The sequence below is a fragment of the Chryseobacterium edaphi genome, assembly GCF_025628985.1.
Classification (GTDB): domain Bacteria; phylum Bacteroidota; class Bacteroidia; order Flavobacteriales; family Weeksellaceae; genus Chryseobacterium; species Chryseobacterium edaphi.
The window spans coordinates 1-19,505 of the sequence record NZ_JAOTEM010000009.1 but is presented as its reverse complement, the minus strand read 5'-3'; the positions used below and the strand labels follow the sequence as shown (position 1 = coordinate 19,505).

Below are 19,505 nucleotides of genomic sequence, written 5' to 3'. Positions count from 1 at the left end.
ATTTCATTAGAGCAATTAAAATGGATAATAAAACAATTTTAAAACAAGCAAATGCAGCAGTGACAGAAGGTGACTATGAAACTTTCCTTACTTATTGCTCAGAAGATACAAAATGGAACTTCGTGGGAGATCAGGAATTGATCGGAAAGGCTGAAGTTCGTAAATACATGAAAACCGCTTACATTGAACCACCAGAATTTATGGTAGGTCATCTAATTGCTGAAGGAGATTTTGTAACTGCAGTAGGCAAAATTAGTCTGAAAACAGAGGACGGAAAATGGAAAGAATACTCATACTGCGACATCTGGAAATTTAAAGATGGTAAAATGTCAGAATTGACAGCTTTTGTCATTGAGTAGTGATTGGAGTTAGTTCTTTATGAAAATCAATATAAGTTGTATAGTTGTGGTTTAAACAAGCAATTAGAAACCTTATCACTTCGTTTAAGGGCATAAAAAACCCCCGAACTCCTCCGGGGATAAAAACTAATAACCATGAAAACTCAATTAAACATGAGTACTATATTGTATTGAAAAATTGTGCCAAAAATGTGTGTTTATAAGGTTTTAACATTATTTAATATTTTCATTTTTATTAAAATTTCAAAGCTTTCTGAAACTGAAATAATTATGATTTTTACTAAGTTTATTTAAATCGTTTTACTTCTAATAACTGTTAAAATCGAATCTAAGCCAATTATTCTTTGATAGGAGATTGATGTCTCATATCCAATTCGTGAGTAAAGAATGCATTTTCTGACCAATCAGAAATATCCATTCTTGAAAATTTTCTTGAGTAAATGACACAATCGTTAATTCCCTTTCTTTCTTTTCTTCAAACATCTCGAAAATTCTGTCTACTTCCTTGCTTGTTGCATCGTCTTCAAAAACAGTATATTTTAAATTAAACTTCTTTAAAAATAACAACACTTCAGATGAAACATTTAGAATCCGAAACTCATCAATGTAAAAATCATCTTTCCAATATATTCCGGATATAAAAACTCTTTTACTTTCATAGTGTTTTCCGAAATTTCACTTTTCAAATTATCATTTTCAGACTTCTCTAATTCTTTGAAAGATTTAATAAAAAACAGTTCTTTCTTAGTAAGAAATAATTGATGCTACAATTAAACACTGTACAAGATAGTATTCTTTATTTTTCTATAGGTGGAAGACCCTGTAAAGCTCTAATCCTGTTTACTTGAACTAAATCTTCACCAGAAAATTCTTTTAATTTCTCTTCATTCTGAAAATTATTCCAACTATTAGATTCTTCTATTTCTTCACCATATAAGTTTGTGAGTGTTTCTGTAAAACTATTAGCAATAAAATCTAAGTGATAATAATCCGATTGATTTTCGTGATCTTCAATAATCAATTCTTTATCTTCAACAACAAATTTTTGCTCGTGATCCCAGCGTGATACTTTTGGATTAGCTTCATCATCACGAAAATCATAGCACAAAAAATTCCCTCCAGGATCCATTGTAATTGGGAATACTTTATTAGGAATTTTATTCTTTAATTCTTCATATAAAGAAAGGATATTTTCATTAACATCTAAATTGAAATTCAACAGTTCTCCAAATGCTTTTCCTGTTTGTCGTGAGGTGTCAATTGTATTAGGAGATGGTGTTGCTGCATTGTTTTCTAAAACAATATTTGTATAATCTGACGGAAATTTAATGCCAAAAGCATCCTCTACTTTTTCTATTGAATTGCGATCCTTTAAAGCTTTTTTATATAACCATTTCATAATATTAAATTTTCTTTTGTTTTTATCTTTTTCCTTCACCCCATATACTATTTCCTCCTGTATGTCCTGTATCTCCGTGGATTTTTCTATCAACTAATTCCATGACTCCAGTTTTCTCATTATGATGCCAAGTAAGACCATCAGGGCGAGGTTTATGATTCATGATATCAGCCAATTGCTGATCTGTAAATTTACTGGCCATAGCAGGATTCTTAGCAATTTCATCCGCTAATTTTTTGGTACAATGTGTAAACTGGCTTGGATCACTTGCAACCAAAAGATTATCTGGAAGTGTTGTGGTAAATTTAGAATCAAAAACCGGAAATACACCATTGACTTTTTGACCATCTACAATCACTTCAGAGGTTTTAAATGGAACACCTGTAACTGGATGCACACTTCCATCCAATGACTGATTAATAGTTTTTAAACTTCCATCATTATTGAAAAGACACCCATTATGCACCAAAATCCCATCCTCAGTAACATAATAATTTTCATTGCCTTCAATATCAAAATTATAAACTTTTTCGTAATGAGGCAAGGTTTCAATGCTGATAATTGTAGTGTAATCGCCACCTTTTAAATGTAATAAATCTCCTGCTATCAGGTTTCCCGCTTCTATCCATTCATCATTACAAAAAAATCTGTGCTCAGGAGTTACCCTTACAAATTCTCCGGTTGGTAATTCCATGGAAAGCATTTGCTGGGTAAATCTCTCGTGCCTTATAAGAATAGGTTTGTATTCCTGTTGTTTGGTTTCTTCATTAAAGGTTAAAACAAAATCTCCTTCGTGTAAATCTTCAATATTGGCTAATCCATTTTGGGTATGAACTTTTGTTCCTGCAGGAAAGCAAACCAATGTTGCACCTTTTGCTGCAAAAATGCCTAAAATGAGACTTACTCCACTCTCCTGTAATTTTTCAATGGCACTTTTATCGCTGCTCCAAATGCTGTACTGCTCATAGTATGCTCCTCCAATTCCCAGTCCACGCATGGTTTTACAGAAGAGTGAGGCATTTTTAAAACCTTTAAAAGTAAACTGTTCAATTAATTCTTTTCGTGCCGTATTCACAAACTGTTTACCAAATTCACGACCAAAAGTTGCCGCTGTTTGTCGTATTCCGGTTGCGCCTGCTGCTGTGGTAGCTCCAGCTGCACCTCCCACCATTCCTACTGCGCCACGACCTGCAAGAAATCCGAAGGCAAAATTGGCAACGTGACCAAGATTCGTCAGAGCAGCACTTCCCCAAGCTTCCCATGCAGTTTCTTTTGGCGTTATTACTCCTCCTTCAGCGTTGCAGATCATAACTGAAGATAGGGTAAGCGCTTTATTGCCTTCTATTTCAAATTTTTCTGCTTTCTTCTCCCATTTTCTACTTGCAGCAGCTGCTTTGCATTTCAATGCTCCTATCGCAACAGCTGCTAAAATAGCTGCTGCAATAATTGCAGCAACAAGCCATCCCGGTCCTGGAATCATTGCACAAATTCCCACGGCAATTCCTGCTACAGCACCTGCAATGAACGCAGTTTTTCCAAGGCAGATAAAGTTATTGCCTTTAAGAGTATCAAGTTCCGTTGCAGCTTTATCACCGCTGAAGGTTACAAAATTCTGACTTGTAACTTTCATCTTTTTCGGAGCTACCCCTTTATCACAAACTACATAGTGCTTTTCGGTAAGATATTGTTCATCTGCCATACTGTTAGAATTCTAAGTGAGTATCCATATAACAATGATAATAGAAAAATTCGCCAAGCTGCTCTGTGATTGTAAAGTCAGACTTTAGCAAGATTCTGTCATCATATAAGTATTTTCCTTTTACTTTGTAATCGGGATGCATGTAATTATCTTTTGCAAACTCCCGTATCCTTCGAATCATTTTATCATCTCTGATCATCATTCCTTCCACATTCCATTCGCTTAATTGTTGTTCTGTCAGTTTTTCGGTCACTGAAATATTTACCGGAACCACAACACCTGAACCAAATCTATCCATGTCTTCTCGTTTCAAGTAGCTTTTGCTTCCTTCCGCCAAAGGCTCTTTCCCGAAAATATAGAAAAACTGATACAGAAAATGAATATATCTGATACTTTTGATTTCCATTTCTTCATTGGTAAGCTCATATTCTTTAGCTCTGATGATTTCATAAGCTTCGATGGGATGAGAATTGGTCAACCAGTCTTTTACTTCCTTCCATTTATCCCGGATTGCATCCTTATTGTAAATTTTAGCAATTTCACCTTTTCTATTAACACCGACTTCAAGTGTACTATAAATGCTACACACTTTATTTGTCATTTCGGTAATCTGTACAATTAAAGGATCTTCGTACATTTCCAGATTGTATTCGTGTTCTGTAATTTCAAAAATGTGGAAATCTTCGTCCGGATCTTTTCCTTTATAAATAACCGATGTTTTAATATTTATTTTATAATTACTGTCTAAACTGTGCACTTTTGTTCTGCCGGTTATATCGGTATTATATAGATATTCTTTTCCTATTTCCATCAGAATTTACTTATTTATATTGACTTTGCTTCCGTTGATCTGAACTTCAGAGCTACCGTTCACTTTTACATTTTTACCTCCGACTGTAGTTTCATTGGTAGCTGAAAAATTAATCGATTGTGTAGCATCGACTTTAATTTCCTTTCCGTTGATTGTGATTTTACCGTCTTTATCAATGACAATCGTACTTGCTCCGACAACAATTTTAAATTCCGTTGTTGCCGTAAGAGAAACTTTTCCGGATTTATCCATTTGAAGAATAGAAGCTTCACCTACATTGATCATATTGGTATTGCCCGCTTTGATGGTATTATCATTGGCTACATTGACAGCGTTATTATTTCCTACCGTCACCGTCTTATCATTATTGGTATTGGTAGTTGCATTTCCGGCTCCGTCAAATTTCATATTGGCACCGCCTTGATCCGTTAAAAATACCGAACCTGCACCATCATCCAACTCCAATTTATTTCCGCTTCGGCTGCTTAAGCTTTTGATATTATTTCCGGTTCCGCCACCACCTCCGACTTGTCCGTGGAACATTCCACCCATTACAAAAGGACGATCCGGATGTTGATGTGCAAAATTAACAACCACCTGATCTCCAACTTCAGGAATCGCCATAAAACCACGATTTTTACTTACTTTATCGCTTCCTCCTGCATCAGGAGTCATCACTCTGATGAATTCAGAAGTGTCTTGACCGCTTTGCCAGTCAAATTGCACCTGCACCCGACCTTGATTCAAAGGATCTGTATTTGAAATTACTTTTGCAAATTGCGCGTCTGCTTTTGGATTTTCAAACTCAGGACGCGGAATATATCCGCAATCAGCTGCAATGGCTTCAAAATTTCCTGTATAATAACCTCGCGCATCCACAACATGACTCACTTCTGTAATCATTAATTTAGTGAAATAAGAAGTAAGATTAGTTTCGGTCTGTCTCATTTCGATATCTGCCGCGCAACCAGGATAAAGAAACGGAACTGTGGTTGTACCTGAAGTAATGAAAACTTCAGATGCTTTGCTTCCTGCTGTACCTTTTTGAGATGCATCAACATCCATGAATGATGATGCTTTAATCGGAGCAACCCTTAATGAAGGAGTTGTAAATGTTTTTTCTGAAATTTCATAAGCTCTTTTGGCAATATCTGAACTATGTGTAATTTTTGAACTTCCTGTAGTCAGTTTTTCATTTTTACTGCTATTGTACCCGTAAAATGTCGGATTGACGTGCTGAGCTTTCATTTTAATTTTAACATCATTCACGCTGCTTCCATAGGTCAATTTTACAGGTTGTTCTGAAGGAGGAAGCTTCCCGAAATGAAGAACTTCACCATCATAGAAAAACTGCTCTCCATAAGCTTCCGCAATTCTTGCTAAATAATTATAATGAGTTTCTTCATACTGCGAACTGTAAGAAACATTTCCGTGCTTTGCATCGACTCTGAAATCAAATTTATTTCCGCCCAAACCCTCTTTGATTACCTGATCGGCAATACTGTTTAAGCTGATTTCCTGTGCGCCGCCAAAACTCTGAATATGCGGAGCAGCATCCAAAAGTACTGTCGGACTAAAGCCTGTAAGGACAATATTTCCTAAACTTCCTTTTTCCTGACTGAAACCAACTTCCGTAATTACACCCACAAAATTTCTTTCAGGTCCATCAATGACATCTTTATATTTAAAAATTACGGTAAGCCTTTTGCCTAAAAAGTTCTGCGCTTCTTCTAAATTGTGATTTTCCGCATTCCCTAAACTGTCATAAGCCAAAGTGAGACTGAACTGATGATGTTTAATGGCACTTTGATGCAACTCAAAATTTTTAAAGTGCTGAATTACTTTGCCTTCTATAACAATCTCAAGCTTTACGACTCTGTTGATCCCCAAAATCTGACTTGAAGGAATTGCCTTCGCGTTATGAATCTTAGATGTTGGTTGTTTTGCCCATACCTTTCCTTCCGCAGTTATAGCATCATTTGATTGTAAATCCTGATTCATAAACATTCCTGAAACATTCTGAGCCGAACCTGCAAATGATTGTATCTTAGAAGGTTTATCACCAGCTTTCTTACTATTTGCACTGGGTATTGCAGATTCTTCCATATCCTGAAAGCCTTCAGTAGTTTCAACAGCTTTTGGAATTTCCGGTTTTGATGATTTATTATCCTGAAACATAGCTTACTTTTTTGATTATACATTTGTGTTTTACTCTCAAAGAGATAATGATTTTTAGCAAAAAATAATTCACCAAAATCCTGATCAGTTTTAAACAAAAGAATTTGAATAACACTAAATCATACTCAAAGACAGAATAGCTTACTTTTTTTAAAGTATGCTATTCTGTAAAACTTGATTTTACTAAAAGTAATCTGATTTTTTATACAGTTGGCCAAATACCTTCGTAAGCAGAATTTCCGTAATTGATTTTTTCGGCGCTTACAACAAAGCTGATCAACATAGAATTTTCGTCTACCGCATCAAAGTCTACCTCGTGCTGAATAACATAACCGTTTTCCCAATTTAATGTGATCAAAGTTCCTTCTTCGTGAGATTTATTAAAGGTGATCTCACCAGAAGTCGGTTTGTACTTACCATTTAATAGAGATTCAAGGATTTCAGATTTTTCTGTTGCCTCAATGGTAAGTTTAATCAATGCGTTGGAAGGATCTGAAGCAACACGTCCTGAAACGTCTGTAGATCTTGATACGCTGTAATTCAGCTTTAATAATTTTTGTCCTTCGCTCCCGTTGAATTTTAAGATTCCTCTTGAATTTGCTGCCATGATGTGTAAATTTTAATCTGTTAATATTTTTGTAAGTGATTGATTTGTATACTTCAAAGATAAACAGTGATTCGGTAGCAACTAAAGATAAATCTGATTATTTTATATTTTGTAGTAGTTCTACGATTTGATGTAGTAATTCTACGATTTATTTTATTTTGAGATTTTAATGTTGAAAATCATAAAAGAATGCTGTCTAATAAATTTAGATTTAATAATTTAAAAACATTTTTTCACCCAGAAATCTAAGATTTTGGGTGAAATTTATAGCGATTTGAGAGTTATTTTATTAATTTTTAAATAAATAAGTCACTCAAAAATTTAGTAAATTTAATTATAATATAATATTTTTAAAATATATTCATTTAACTCGTTGCTTCAAAAACCTGATCAATATCCGAATTAGTTAACAATCCTCTTATTTTAATAATCAAGTCATCCATATCAAAGGGTTTCGGAACAAAATCTGTTGCTCCCGCTCCGTTTGCGATACTGCTTCCGTCTACACTTGCAGATAAAACAATTACAGGAAGATGTTCAAATTCCTGGGTTGTCCTTAATGTTTTAAGAACCTGATCACCGGACAAAACCGGCATCCAAAGATCAAGAAGTAAAAGATCGGGCAAATTGATCTTCATTTCTTTAATAAGGTTTGTACTGTTGATCTCGGTGATTACGTCGAAGCCTTCAGATTCCAGTAGCATCTGCAAAACATCAAGAATTCCCTGATCATCATCACAGACCATTATTTTTTTATTTTCCATTGTCATCGACTTTCATTATTGGTAGTGTAAAGCTAAAGGTTGATCCTTTGCCTATCTCGCTCTCAACCCAAAGTGAACCTTTGTGATTGGCGATTATCTCATGAGAAATATAAAGACCTATCCCCAAACCAGGGAATTTCTTTTGTATATCTCTCGCTCTGAAGAATCTGTCAAAGATCTTCGTTTTATCATGCGGACTTATGCCCATTCCGTAATCTGTAACTGAAATTTTCACAAAATCTCCTACTCTGCTCACATGAACATCCACTTTCTCTTCTCCCGGAGAATATTTGATAGCATTTGATATCAAATTATTGAGTACCTGTGAAATCTGCAATTCGTCTCCTAAAATTGAAGCATTAGTAATTCCCGACAGTTCAACTTTATAATCATGCGTTGCCAAAGAAAGGCTTTCAACCGTATCTTTTATTGTTTTGTCGATAATAAAAGGCTCATTATGCAATTCTATATTACCGGATTGTATTTTTGAGGTGTCTAAAAGTTCAGTAATCAGATTGTTCAGTCTGTCTACATAATTTCCGACTTTGTCTAAAGTTGATAAATATTTTTCTGAAGCACCTTCCGGTGGCATTCTCTGAAGAAGCTGCACCAAACCTTTGATAGTTGTCAAAGGAGTTTTCAGCTCATGACTTGCAATTGAGAGAAAATCATCTTTGCGACGGTCGATCTCTGTTTTATCTGTAATATCTTCAATAGCAATTAAAATTCTGTCTTTATATTGACCTTCAAATTCTACTCTATAGGCGTTAAGCAACATTATTTTTTTTCCGATATGCGGAAAATCATGTTCCACTTCAAAGTCTATCACAGGATTATTGGTCGGAAGAATTTTGATAAGAAGATCTTTTAATGCTTCAATATCCCACTGATGATTACCTAATTCAAATAACAAAGTACCGACAGTATCTTCTGCCGAAACTTTAAATGTGTTTAAAAAATGTGTATTTGCGCTGATCACTACAAATTTAGCATCCAACACCAAAAGACTTTCCCTTACTGTGTGAATAATGCTCGAAAGAAAAGCCTGATTATCGATAAGTTCCTGAGTACGGGTCTGAATCTTTTTTTCTACAGATGCCTTTTCTTCTCTCAATTCATATTCCGCTCTTTTTCGATCTGTGATATCGTTTTGTACTCCGATAAAATGAGTTACTTCCCCTGCATCGTTTTGTACAGGAGAAACATAAAGTTCATTCCAGAAGAGTTTACCATTCTTTTTGTAATTTCTTATCTCGACTCTGCATTCTTTACCTTCTTCGATACATTCTTTAAGAATATTTCTTTCCGGCTGTGCTCTGTCCTGAGATTGCAGAAAACGGCAATTGTGACCAATGATTTCGTTATGACTATATCCTGTAATCGTCTCAAACGCTTTGTTACAATAGATAATAGGATTATCCGGCTGCGTATTGTCAGTAATGATAATCCCTGAATTTGCGGAATTGAGCGCCTTAAGATAAATATCAAGATGATGTTCTAAGTTGCCTCCTGAACCATTGAAGGCCTCATGTGATGTTTCCAATTCTAAGCGGTTTAATTAACACAATTCTGCAATAATAAAAGAAAATTTAAAAAAAATCAATTATTTTTATCACAGATATTTGTTACTAACCAAATATTATGCCCAGAGTAAGATAAGAATCACAATTTTTAACAAAATATTTAAAGAATATCATTTTTCTTTTAAATACTAATGTTACAAAGATTAATTCTATCTAAAATTATTAAAAATAGCGTCGAAAGTTAAATTTTGACGGTTTAGTCATGTTTCTTTGCTTCATAATCAGCAATCTACTACCTTTACACAAAACTGTTTAAGACCTGTCAATATGATTGAGAATACCTTTGGCATAAACATCGTGCCCGAAAATGACAAAGAAAGACTAGAGGTTTTGAAGCGGTACAAAATCACGAATACTCCTTCAGAAGACAGTTTTGACGGAATAGCGAGACTTGCTACTCAGATTTTCAATGTACCAATTTCGCTTCTTTCTCTTGTAGATGCAGAATCTGTATTCTTCAAAGCCAATATTGGTATGGGAACTGCAAAAGAGGCCAATCGCGGCAAAAGTCTTTGTGCTCTGGCTATTCTTGATCATGAAGTTACTGTTTTCGAAGATGCATTAAAAGAGCCATGTCTGATGTCAAACCCAAATGTAATGGGTGATTTTGGTCTGAGATTTTATGCAGGTGCACCCCTGATTACACATGACGGTTTTTTAATAGGAACATTATGTATTATTGATAAAAAGGCAAGAGAATTTAGCCCATCCGACAGAAAAATTCTCGAAGGTCTTGCTGCCACTGCGATGGAACAGATAGAGCTTCGAAGATCATCACTTGACACAATTGATGAATTACAGAAAGCTAATCTCCTTTTAACCAATACCGAACTGGATCTTAAAGCTGCCATCGAAGAACTTGCTGCCATCAACGAAGAAATGGAAGCAACCAACGAGGAACTTCATACAGCAAATGAAAATGTGAGCAAATCTTATGATTTAACGGTAACTCTTAATAAAAATTTACAAACCAGCGAACTGCGTTTAAAATCTTTTATCAGTAAAGCGCCGATTGCATTTGGAATTCTTACTGGAGAAAATCTTACCATTGAAGTTGCAAATGACATGATCCTTAAAGTTTGGGGAAAAGACAAAACAGTTCTTGGAAAACCTATAGAAGAAGCTTTACCTGAACTGAAAGGACAACCTTACATACCGATTCTTCAAAATGTTTTTAAAACCGGAATTACTTACATCGGTGACACCGCTCACGTAAAACTTGATCTTGAAGGAGATATTAAAGACAGCTACTTTGATTTCATCTATGAACCATTAAAAAACGATGAGGGTAACACAATTGCAATCATTGTAATTGCAAATGAAGTTACAGACAGAATCATTAAAAAACAGGAGCTCGAAATTCTAAATCGGCAGATGGAGATCGCTTTGCATGCAGGTCAATTAGGTTCTTATAATTTAAATTTATCAACAGGAAAAATAAATTCTTCTGAACAATGCAAAGCAAATTATGGTTTGGAACACGATTCTAAATTTGATTTTGATGATTTAATGAAAATTATCGTTCCGGAATACAGAGATGCTTTAAAAGAAAAAATAAATCAGTCAATCGAAAACGGAACCGCATTACACGCAGAATATCTCGTTAAATGGCCCGATGAATCACTACACTGGATCAACGCAGCCGGACTTCCTAATTATGACGAAAACGGAAATGCCACTCATATCATTGGTGTAACGGTAGACATTACCAAAAGAAAAAACTACGAAACGCAGAAGGATGATTTTCTTTCGATTGCAAGTCACGAACTGAAAACTCCGATTACAAGTCTTAAAGCAAGTATACAGCTTCTTAACAGATTAAAAGATAAACCCACTCATGAGATGATTCCCAAACTGATCGATCAGTCAGCAAAAAGTCTCGATAAACTGAGTACGCTTGTGGATGAATTATTAAATCTAAACCGTTTGAGCGGAGGAAATCTTGAGCTCACAAAAGAAGTTTTCACAGTTTCAGAAATGCTCAATGCGTGTTGTGACGATATAAGAATTGCCGGAAAGCATCGACTTGTGCTGAAGGGTGATCTCGAAGCGACCATCTTTGCAGATTTGCAGCGCATTGATCAGGTTGTTGTCAATTTTGTGAACAATGCAGTAAAATATGCTCCTTTATCTGAAGAAATTCATTTGATCATCGAAAAAATGGAAGACCGTGTAAAAGTGAGTGTAAAAGATTTTGGCGAAGGAATTGATCACAATATTCAGCCTTTTCTTTTTGATAGATATTTCAGAGCCAATCACAACGGCAAAAAATATTCCGGTTTAGGATTAGGATTGTATATTTCTTCTGAGATTATAAAACGTCATGGAGGCGAAATTGGTGTTCAGAGTGCGGTTGGTGAAGGCAGCAGCTTTTGGTTTACCATTCCATTAAACTAAACTGAATTTTATATAAATTTAAACTGATCTAAAAATTTCAATCTGATTTAATATTTTTTAAATAAATAAATTTATCAGCTATTACAATATATTTTGTGAAATTTTAAAATTATTTCATCATTGTAAAATGTATATTTGCGAAAATTATTTTTTAAAAAAGATAGAGCGATATCAATATGCAGAATTATGATTTCCACAGACTGATACCGATGACGAGTTTTGTAATCGACTACTATTCACACGAAGGATACGCCGATTTGCAAAGCTTACAATTGATGAAAAACTACGCCAGTTTTCTAAAGCAACCTTTATCATTAAGGATGTTTGTTCCCACCGATTCTAATGGTGAACTTATGAAAGAACCTGAAGATTACATCATTTGGAAAGAAGCAAAAAGTAAGATCAGAAAAGACAATTTCACTGTAGAACAGGTAGAAAAATTTAAGCTCTACGAAAAAGCTAAAAAGGAACTTTTGTTTGAAGGTTTCAAAATTGCTTACAATGGATATTCTGTTGTAAGAATCGTCGCATCTTATGATGATTCTATCGAACTGTCATTCAAAAAAGATAATTTAAACACGCAAATTCCTGCTGATGTTGAATCTCTTACTCATTATGATGTCATATATCTGAGTACAGCTTCACTAAAATTAATAGGAATCAGTAAGTAATTTTTTGTAAAATTTTCAAATTTAAGATTGTCTCAAAGAAGTTCCCGAATGTTTTGTTACTGAACTTAATCCGTGAAAATTTTGGTAAGTGTGGTAAAGATCCTGGAAATAAAGATCAGTTTCGACTTCATTATAGTCTGAAGTAAAATATGCCTGTTCTGCCTTTACAGAAGTGGAAACATGAGTGGTTTTCGCCACTTTTTTTGCTTTGATGCAATGACAATACTTTCGATCTTTTATTCTGTGAATCGCCAAATCCAATGTTCTCACATCAATTCCTTCAAATTGCGTTTTTGCCTCAAATTTTTTCTGATCAAAAGTAAACCACGGTTCGCCATGATAAAAAAACTGATCTATAATTTCGGGATGATTGTGATCATTTTTATCAACCGGAGTTGCAGAACAATATCCGTTACAACTTGTGCAAAAAGCTACTCTGATAGAAATCGACTTCATAATTTTTGATTTTGGATTGTACCTCTATATATCAGAATGTGTGCCACAAAAGGCTTTTGAAAGGAGAAAACCGTTATAAAAAACTTTTCTCATTCAACAATTTTTGAATAGCGAAAAAAAAATGTAACATTTAAATTTTTAGATAAAATAAATTACTATTTATAAATATTGAGATAAAGAATTGTGTACTATTTTTAAACTAAAAAAAATCAGCAAATCATGGAATAATCTTTGTCGGTACTATAAATAATTAAACTTTTCCAAATGAAAATTGCAACCTATAATGTAAATGGTGTAAATGGTCGGTTACCTGTTCTGCTACGATGGCTTAAAGAGGCAAAACCCGATATTGTATGCCTTCAGGAATTAAAATGTCCACAGGAGAAATTTCCTATTGAAGAAATTAAAAAGGCTGGTTACAATGCAATCTGGAAAGGCCAAAAAAGTTGGAATGGTGTTGCAATTTTGGCAAAAGGTTTTGAGATTACGGAAGTTCAGAATACACTTCCCGGAGATTCTGACGATTTTCAAAGCCGATACATTGAAGCAATCATTGATCAAATGGTTATTTGCTGTCTTTATCTTCCTAACGGAAATCCTTATCCGGGAGAAAAATTTGATTATAAACTTTCGTGGATCAAACGTTTTAAAAGAAGAACCAATCAATTAATAAAAATGGAACTACCTGCAATCTTGATCGGTGATTTTAATATTATTCCAAATGACATTGACGTTTATAAACCTGAAAAATGGGAAAATGATGCGCTTTTCAGAACTGAGGTGAGAAAAGCGTACAAAGATTTACAAAAGAAAGGCTGGACTGATTCACTTCGAAAAATTTATCCTGATGAAACGATTTATACATTTTGGGATTATCTTTATAAATCTTATGATCGAAATGCAGGAATGCGACTTGATCATATTTTGTTAAGTCCATTTCTAGCTGATAATCTTACCCATGCAGGCGTTGATAAACAAGTTCGTGGATGGGAGAAAAGCAGCGATCACGCACCAACCTGGATTGAACTGAAAAAATGATAGAACTTAATTTATATAAAACAAAAAAGTCATACATAAGTATGACTTTTTTTGATTGTAATTATTTTGTAATAATTATTTAGCTTCGAAGTAAACTCTTCTGTTTGCTCTGTTTTTCCATTCAGGACATTTTGTAGCCGGATCACATTCTGGATATTTAAGGTCTCTTTTACCTTTACCAACTGCATCAAGCTTTGTAGATTCTACTCCATTTTTGATCAAATAGTTTTTCACACTGTTTGCTCTTCTGTCAGATAATTTCTGATTCAATTCTTCAGAACCTCTTGTATCTGTAGCTCCAACTACTGTGTAAGTACCGTTTGAAGAGTTGATATAATTTACAGCATTGTTCAATACAGGTGTATTAGAAGGTAAGATTCTGTCTGAATTTAAATCAAATTCAATTCCGTCTAATTTTGTTTCTGCTTCAGTTACCGTTCCAGAATTTCCTGTATTCACTGGAGTTGTAGGACATCCATTGTTTTCTACAGGTCCGGGAACCGTTACACATTTATCGTAAAGATCGATAACTCCATCCATATCAACATCCAAAGCTACACCAGATCCGTCAACTCTTGCACCTGCAGGAGTATCAAGCTGTCTGTCCCAGTCGTCACAAACACCGTCATTATCGGCATCACCATTTTTACAAACCTGAACATCCATATTCTTTTCAGCCAAGACATCCATTTTATAATAAATTTCCTGTAAAGGATCATGCCACATCAAGTGAGAATCATGCTTACCTAATTTAACTGAAAGACCAAGAGTTGCATTGAAGAAGTTGTCTGAAACTGATTCTGATCTTTGATTGATTGCACTATTTGCAGCTCCACCACCGTCAAATTCATCATCAGTAGTAACTACATACATTACTCTACCTTCCAAATCAAGTCTATTGTTGATTTTATATTTTAAACCTGCTCCAGCTTGTCCGAAAAAATCTACCGTTTTGAACGGTTTAACTTCTTGCATTAATCTTTGTCCTGTCTCATCTTTCAAATAAGCTCTGTATGCGATTGTACCAATACCAGCATAACCATGCAACGCCCATCTGTAAGGAGATTTGTTGTCAACACGTCTCAACAAATTAGAAAAATTAATATCTCCTAAGATTGAAATGGCATCATATTGAGTTCTAGCTCCCTGTTGCCCGTTTATTGAAGCATTTGCAGGTGCAGCATCTTTAGTATTGAACCATCCCTGTCTTGTTTCTCCACGGTCGTACTGAAGATTTAATCCAAAAGCATGAGTGATCGCTTTATCAATACTTACATAAGCTGAGTAGCCAATAAGATTTTTACCACCTCCGTTTTTGATTGATGTTAAATCCGCAGATTGCAACAAAGGAACACCACCACCAAATGATATTGCCCAATCATTGAATCTCTTTGAAGATTGAGTAAATTTGCTCACATTCGCAGATCCTGAACTGAAAGTATTTGGATACTCACCGCTTGATACTACTTGTAAACTGTCTTGAGCAAATACCGTTGCGGGCAATGATAATGCTAATGAAAAAATTGCTAAACTTAATTTCATATTAAATTTTTAAAGATTATTATTCGATTTAAAGAGTAAATCAATACTCTATGATTTACTAAATTATTTTTCTAAGAACCGATGTGTTCTATGAATGCCTGCTGCAGAGAAATTTTTCGTACGTGCATAGTGGTAGACAATTACTGTACCAAAAAAAACATGAAATAAAGATTTATAAGAAAATGTTTAAAGAAAAAACATTAAAAATGAAGAAAAAAGGGTATGAAAAATAAGGAAAATAAAATTTATAACCATCTCAAAATAAGAAACTTTAGTCAACATTAAAATCATTAATTTTAATTTTTAAAAACTAAAAAAAATTATTAAAAAAAGATCAATCTGGAACGAATTTAAATAAGATATATTATTCTATCACGTGCAAAACTTTCATTTTAGCATAATTGTAAGCGGTTTTAGCTTCGTCATGATTGATTTTAAGCGAAATTTCAAAACCATTACTGAGAAAAAAGGTAATATAGCCATCATTATTAAAAGCTAAAAAACAGATATGTGCCGAATCCACAATGATTGGCGCTCCCAAAGTCTTGGCTCCTTCTGCAGAGTTGGTACGACGCATCGATTGTATGATTGACGGATAGATTATAATCAAACCTTCAACAGTTGTTTCGAGTTTAGCTTTCATAAATTATAATTTGGTTAAGATCGAATACACGTTTTGAGTATTGATCAGTATGCAAAGATATGATTTTAAATTTTTTTCATTCTAATGCCACAGGTTCTTTAACAAAATATTCTCCAAAAGCCTACATTGTCGAGCTTGATGCTAAATAACTGAAAAATATCTATTTGAAAATAATTAGTACAGTCATAACATTTATACTGTACTAATTTTCAATTTCCTCATTAAAAAAAAAATTGGCAAGATACATATCGTACAAGTAAGTAATGATTTCAACAGAATAACTTTTAAAATTTCAGTATCTGTAAATGTAGACCAACATGCATGTCTGTTTATAAATTCATGTCTATTGATAAAGAGCCAGAACATTATCAAAAAAACCGGAATAAAATAAGTTGTTACTTTTTTATTAATCAATCCCAATAGAAAAACAATTACCAATTGAATTGGTATGAAAAGCAAAATACCGTCAAGTAATGAACTGGTTCCATCCGAACACGAAACTCCGTCTGGCAAAAATATAGACATTTGTACTCCTCCAATAACAGCAGAAACTAAACTTAAGATTAGCGATTTTTTTATTGTATTCAATTTACATTGATTTTTTCACTGTCTTTTTATTTCTTTTCAGTAATAAAATGCAAGCCAACATCAATACAGACATTATGGCTAAAGAAATAAATATAGCCGAATAAAATTCGTGATCATATTTTAACGGATCAGAAACTCCATCACCATAACTCTCGTCATTTGAATAAAAAGAATAAATAAGGTAAGCTCTGACGAGAAATATAATCTCTAAAGACAGAATCACGCCTTATACTATTTTAGTTTTTTTAGTTATTATTCCCATAAAATTTCTTTTGGATCAAATTCCTGAATGACTTTTTTGTAATTCTCTTTTTATGATTAGTCTTTATTTAAGTTCTTTTCTACTTTGCCAAGTCCCAATTTCGTCATTAAAAAATAAATCGGAAAAAGACAAATTGTACAAGTCAATAATGATTTTAACAGTACTGTTTTTAATATTTCGATATCTGAAAAAGTTGACCAACACGCATGTCTGCTAGTAAATTCATATTTATTAATAAAAAACCAGAAAATCAGTAAAAATGCGAGAATAAAATAATCCGTCACTTTTTTATTAACTAATCCTATTATAAAAACGGTAACCAACTGAATTGGCATAAAAAATAAAATCCCATCCAATAATGAACTAGTTCCGTCTAAACACGAAACTCCATCTGGCAAAAATATAGCCATTTGTATGGCTCCGATAACAGTAGAAACTAAACTGATAATCAAAGACTTTTTTATAGTACTCATAAATTTATTGAGGATTATATTTATCAAATGTGGCTGGAACTCCAATAGGCCATGTTCCTGCTTTTACATCAAGGTAAGCTCCATCGGGATTCCAGATTGCTTTATCAATTTTCACTTCTTTCTTTCTGTATGTATTAAAGTCTGACATGTCTTTTGGATCAGTTTTGAAAGCATCTTTCATATCAGTTTTAAAATTTTCCCAACCAGAATCTCCAGCATCATTATCCGATGCGTAAGTATCTCTGTGTGTTTGGGTTCCCCATGCATCTTCATACAATGATCTTCTCATAAAAGCATATACTGTAATTTTTCCTTTATTGGCCATTTTTTGTGCTAAGCTATTGTCTTTTTTCGGACTAGTTGCTGTTTCGGAACTGATACCGATTCCTGTACGACAAGCGTAAGAATAGAAAGTTGTAGCATTTTTATCCAAAAATACATCTGCATTAATTTTTGAAAAAGTTTTGTGATCTAGTTCTTGAGTAGCAGCATTTTTACCTTCATATCCAAAAGCTATTACTCCTTCGTTACTTCCGTCCCGCACATATCCGTGAGAATAAGCATAAATCTCTTTCACTCTTCTTGTTTTGTCAATAACTGTACTATCGCGGTTTCCGGAATTAATAATATTGATAACATCTGAGATTGAAGTAACTCTGATAACAGTAGCTTTTTTATTGTGGAGCAAAACAGCATTTGTAATTGCCGATATCTGAGCTTCTGAATAGCCATCAGTAAACAGCGCAACTTTTAAAAAAGGATGATGAGCATATTTTGTTCTGACTTTTCTAACTCCTTCACCTCCAAACATTAATTTATTAGCAATATTTGTAGAATGTTGTTCTGTACCTATGATGATAATTACTTCTTCTTTTATAAGATCAGCAGTTACACTCACATTATCTATAGGAGTTTTAAAAAATGCATAAATTCGCAATTTAGCAGAAATATTTTTATCTAAAACTTTATGCACAATTTCTTTATAACCCTTTCCTGAAACACCCGGAATATCTTTTATCTTTTCATCATCATATTTTACTCCCCATCTTAAATTCAGAAGTTCCTGTTGAGTTGGTTCCCTATTGAATTTCGTGGCTTTATAACTGTACCATTTGTTTTTTTCAAGTATTGTAACTTTTTTATTATTTTCATCAAACGGGCCTTCAACTTTTATCACTTTTAAAGTTTCTTTTTTGGGCTGATTCACATCATGATTCACCCCACCCCCTTTACCATTCTGCACCTGTCTTCCACCTGCAACATTTCTGGTAAACCTGCTCTCCTCCAGAATTCCGCCATTGGCATTACCTCTGATGTTCTTTGCGAAAATCTGTATCTTACCTTTTTGATCAACTCCCATATCAACCGGTTTTATGCGTTATGACCCTTCTCACCCGAAAGATTATGAATCGTCTGTTCGCTGTTCTGGATATAATCCTTTGCTGCAGCAACTTCAATTCCCTCAGAAGCATTTTTATGAATATCTGTGGCATCGTAAGTGAAGTTTTCCGAGGCCATATTCATGATATTTGTAGCGTTCAGGTTGTAATTCAGACTTGCATTTTGCCAGATGTTGGCTCCTGCGGTTTCCGTGATGTTCATGCCCACATTGTTGCTTTTGTTGATTCCAACGGTCGTATTCATGTTTTCGGTGACATTGATATTGAAGTTTTTACATTGAATAGTAATTGTTTCAGGTGCGGTAATATTGATATTGCTTCCTTTCGTGTCCAGATGAATTTCGTTTCCGGATTTATCGGTGATGATGATGCTTTCATCTTCCGTGAAAACTACTCTGTGACCACTTCTCGTCTGAATTGATTTCACACGGTTGCTCATTCCGCCACCAAGTCCGATTCCGCCATGGAACATTCCGCCCATCACAAACGGACGGTCGGGATGATTGTGCACGAAATTCACCATGACCTGATCTCCTACTTCAGGAATCGCCACATAACCACGGTTTTGCGTGATCTGATCGGTTCCTCCTGCATCCGGACTCATCATTCTGATAAAGTGAGTCGTATCGTTGGTT

17 protein-coding genes are annotated in these 19,505 nt (G+C 34.3%); 4 read left to right on the top strand and 13 right to left on the bottom strand.

Features of this window, described 5'->3' with window-relative positions:
• The first annotated feature begins 20 nt into the window (after positions 1 to 20).
• Complete coding sequence (locus NZ698_RS19355) at positions 21 to 359, top strand: nuclear transport factor 2 family protein (RefSeq protein WP_263004915.1); 339 nt, start codon at positions 21 to 23, stop codon at positions 357 to 359.
• A 796-nt stretch (positions 360 to 1,155) separates the two neighbouring features.
• Here the strand turns inward: NZ698_RS19355 and NZ698_RS19350 are convergent.
• The 7 genes from NZ698_RS19350 to NZ698_RS19320 form a co-directional block, all read right to left on the bottom strand.
• The gene (locus NZ698_RS19350) at positions 1,156 to 1,758 is read right to left on the bottom strand and encodes an SMI1/KNR4 family protein (RefSeq protein ID WP_368407667.1); all 603 of its coding nucleotides are present in this window, start codon (positions 1,756 to 1,758) and stop codon (positions 1,156 to 1,158) included.
• 22 nt (positions 1,759 to 1,780) lie between these two features.
• A complete protein-coding gene (locus NZ698_RS19345) occupies positions 1,781 to 3,457 on the bottom strand; it encodes an HNH endonuclease (RefSeq protein ID WP_263004911.1) in 1,677 nt (558 codons plus the stop codon).
• A 4-nt stretch (positions 3,458 to 3,461) separates the two neighbouring features.
• The gene (locus tag NZ698_RS19340) at positions 3,462 to 4,268 is read right to left on the bottom strand and encodes a hypothetical protein (protein WP_263004909.1); all 807 of its coding nucleotides are present in this window, start codon (positions 4,266 to 4,268) and stop codon (positions 3,462 to 3,464) included.
• 6 nt (positions 4,269 to 4,274) lie between these two features.
• Positions 4,275 to 6,446 carry a type VI secretion system Vgr family protein gene (locus NZ698_RS19335; RefSeq protein ID WP_263004906.1) on the bottom strand — a complete coding sequence of 724 codons (2,172 nt, stop codon included), beginning with the start codon at positions 6,444 to 6,446 and terminating at the stop codon, positions 4,275 to 4,277.
• 202 nt (positions 6,447 to 6,648) lie between these two features.
• Positions 6,649 to 7,053: a type VI secretion system tube protein TssD gene (tssD, locus tag NZ698_RS19330; RefSeq protein ID WP_263004904.1), complete on the bottom strand. Its 405-nt coding sequence runs from the start codon at positions 7,051 to 7,053 to the stop codon at positions 6,649 to 6,651.
• A 365-nt stretch (positions 7,054 to 7,418) separates the two neighbouring features.
• The gene (locus NZ698_RS19325; RefSeq protein ID WP_263004902.1) at positions 7,419 to 7,817 is read right to left on the bottom strand and encodes a response regulator; all 399 of its coding nucleotides are present in this window, start codon (positions 7,815 to 7,817) and stop codon (positions 7,419 to 7,421) included.
• Positions 7,807 to 9,360 carry a PAS domain-containing sensor histidine kinase gene (locus NZ698_RS19320; protein WP_263004900.1) on the bottom strand — a complete coding sequence of 518 codons (1,554 nt, stop codon included), beginning with the start codon at positions 9,358 to 9,360 and terminating at the stop codon, positions 7,807 to 7,809. The genes NZ698_RS19325 and NZ698_RS19320 overlap by 11 nt, the downstream gene beginning before the upstream one ends.
• Before the next feature lie 307 nt (positions 9,361 to 9,667).
• Between NZ698_RS19320 and NZ698_RS19315 the strand changes: the two genes are divergently transcribed.
• Positions 9,668 to 11,797, top strand: coding sequence for an ATP-binding protein (locus tag NZ698_RS19315; RefSeq protein WP_263004898.1), 2,130 nt, complete (start codon positions 9,668 to 9,670; stop codon positions 11,795 to 11,797).
• A gap of 176 nt (positions 11,798 to 11,973) precedes the next feature.
• Entirely contained in the window at positions 11,974 to 12,468 is a 495-nt protein-coding gene (locus NZ698_RS19310) for a hypothetical protein (RefSeq protein ID WP_263004896.1), read from the top strand.
• 21 nt (positions 12,469 to 12,489) lie between these two features.
• Here NZ698_RS19310 and NZ698_RS19305 read toward each other — a convergent pair whose 3' ends face one another.
• Positions 12,490 to 12,924: a hypothetical protein gene (locus NZ698_RS19305; RefSeq protein ID WP_263004894.1), complete on the bottom strand. Its 435-nt coding sequence runs from the start codon at positions 12,922 to 12,924 to the stop codon at positions 12,490 to 12,492.
• Between the two features lie 264 nt (positions 12,925 to 13,188).
• Here NZ698_RS19305 and xth point away from each other — a divergent pair, with 264 nt between their 5' ends.
• Positions 13,189 to 13,962: an exodeoxyribonuclease III gene (xth, locus tag NZ698_RS19300; protein WP_263004892.1), complete on the top strand. Its 774-nt coding sequence runs from the start codon at positions 13,189 to 13,191 to the stop codon at positions 13,960 to 13,962.
• A 75-nt stretch (positions 13,963 to 14,037) separates the two neighbouring features.
• On the opposite strand, the gene NZ698_RS19295 is transcribed toward xth, so the two are convergent.
• From NZ698_RS19295 to NZ698_RS19275, 5 genes are all read right to left on the bottom strand, one after another.
• Positions 14,038 to 15,504 carry an OmpA family protein gene (locus NZ698_RS19295; RefSeq protein ID WP_263004890.1) on the bottom strand — a complete coding sequence of 489 codons (1,467 nt, stop codon included), beginning with the start codon at positions 15,502 to 15,504 and terminating at the stop codon, positions 14,038 to 14,040.
• Between the two features lie 364 nt (positions 15,505 to 15,868).
• Positions 15,869 to 16,147, bottom strand: a complete 279-nt coding sequence (locus NZ698_RS19290; RefSeq protein WP_263004888.1) for a hypothetical protein — start codon at positions 16,145 to 16,147, stop codon at positions 15,869 to 15,871.
• Positions 16,148 to 17,053: 906 nt separating this feature from the next.
• The gene (locus tag NZ698_RS19285) at positions 17,054 to 17,470 is read right to left on the bottom strand and encodes a hypothetical protein (protein WP_263004886.1); all 417 of its coding nucleotides are present in this window, start codon (positions 17,468 to 17,470) and stop codon (positions 17,054 to 17,056) included.
• A 4-nt stretch (positions 17,471 to 17,474) separates the two neighbouring features.
• On the bottom strand, positions 17,475 to 18,830 hold the full coding sequence (locus NZ698_RS19280; protein WP_263004884.1) for a hypothetical protein: 1,356 nt from the start codon (positions 18,828 to 18,830) through the stop codon (positions 17,475 to 17,477).
• Between the two features lie 11 nt (positions 18,831 to 18,841).
• On the bottom strand, positions 18,842 to 19,505 hold a 664-nt coding region (locus NZ698_RS19275; protein ID WP_263004882.1), incomplete at its 5' end, for a phage baseplate assembly protein V.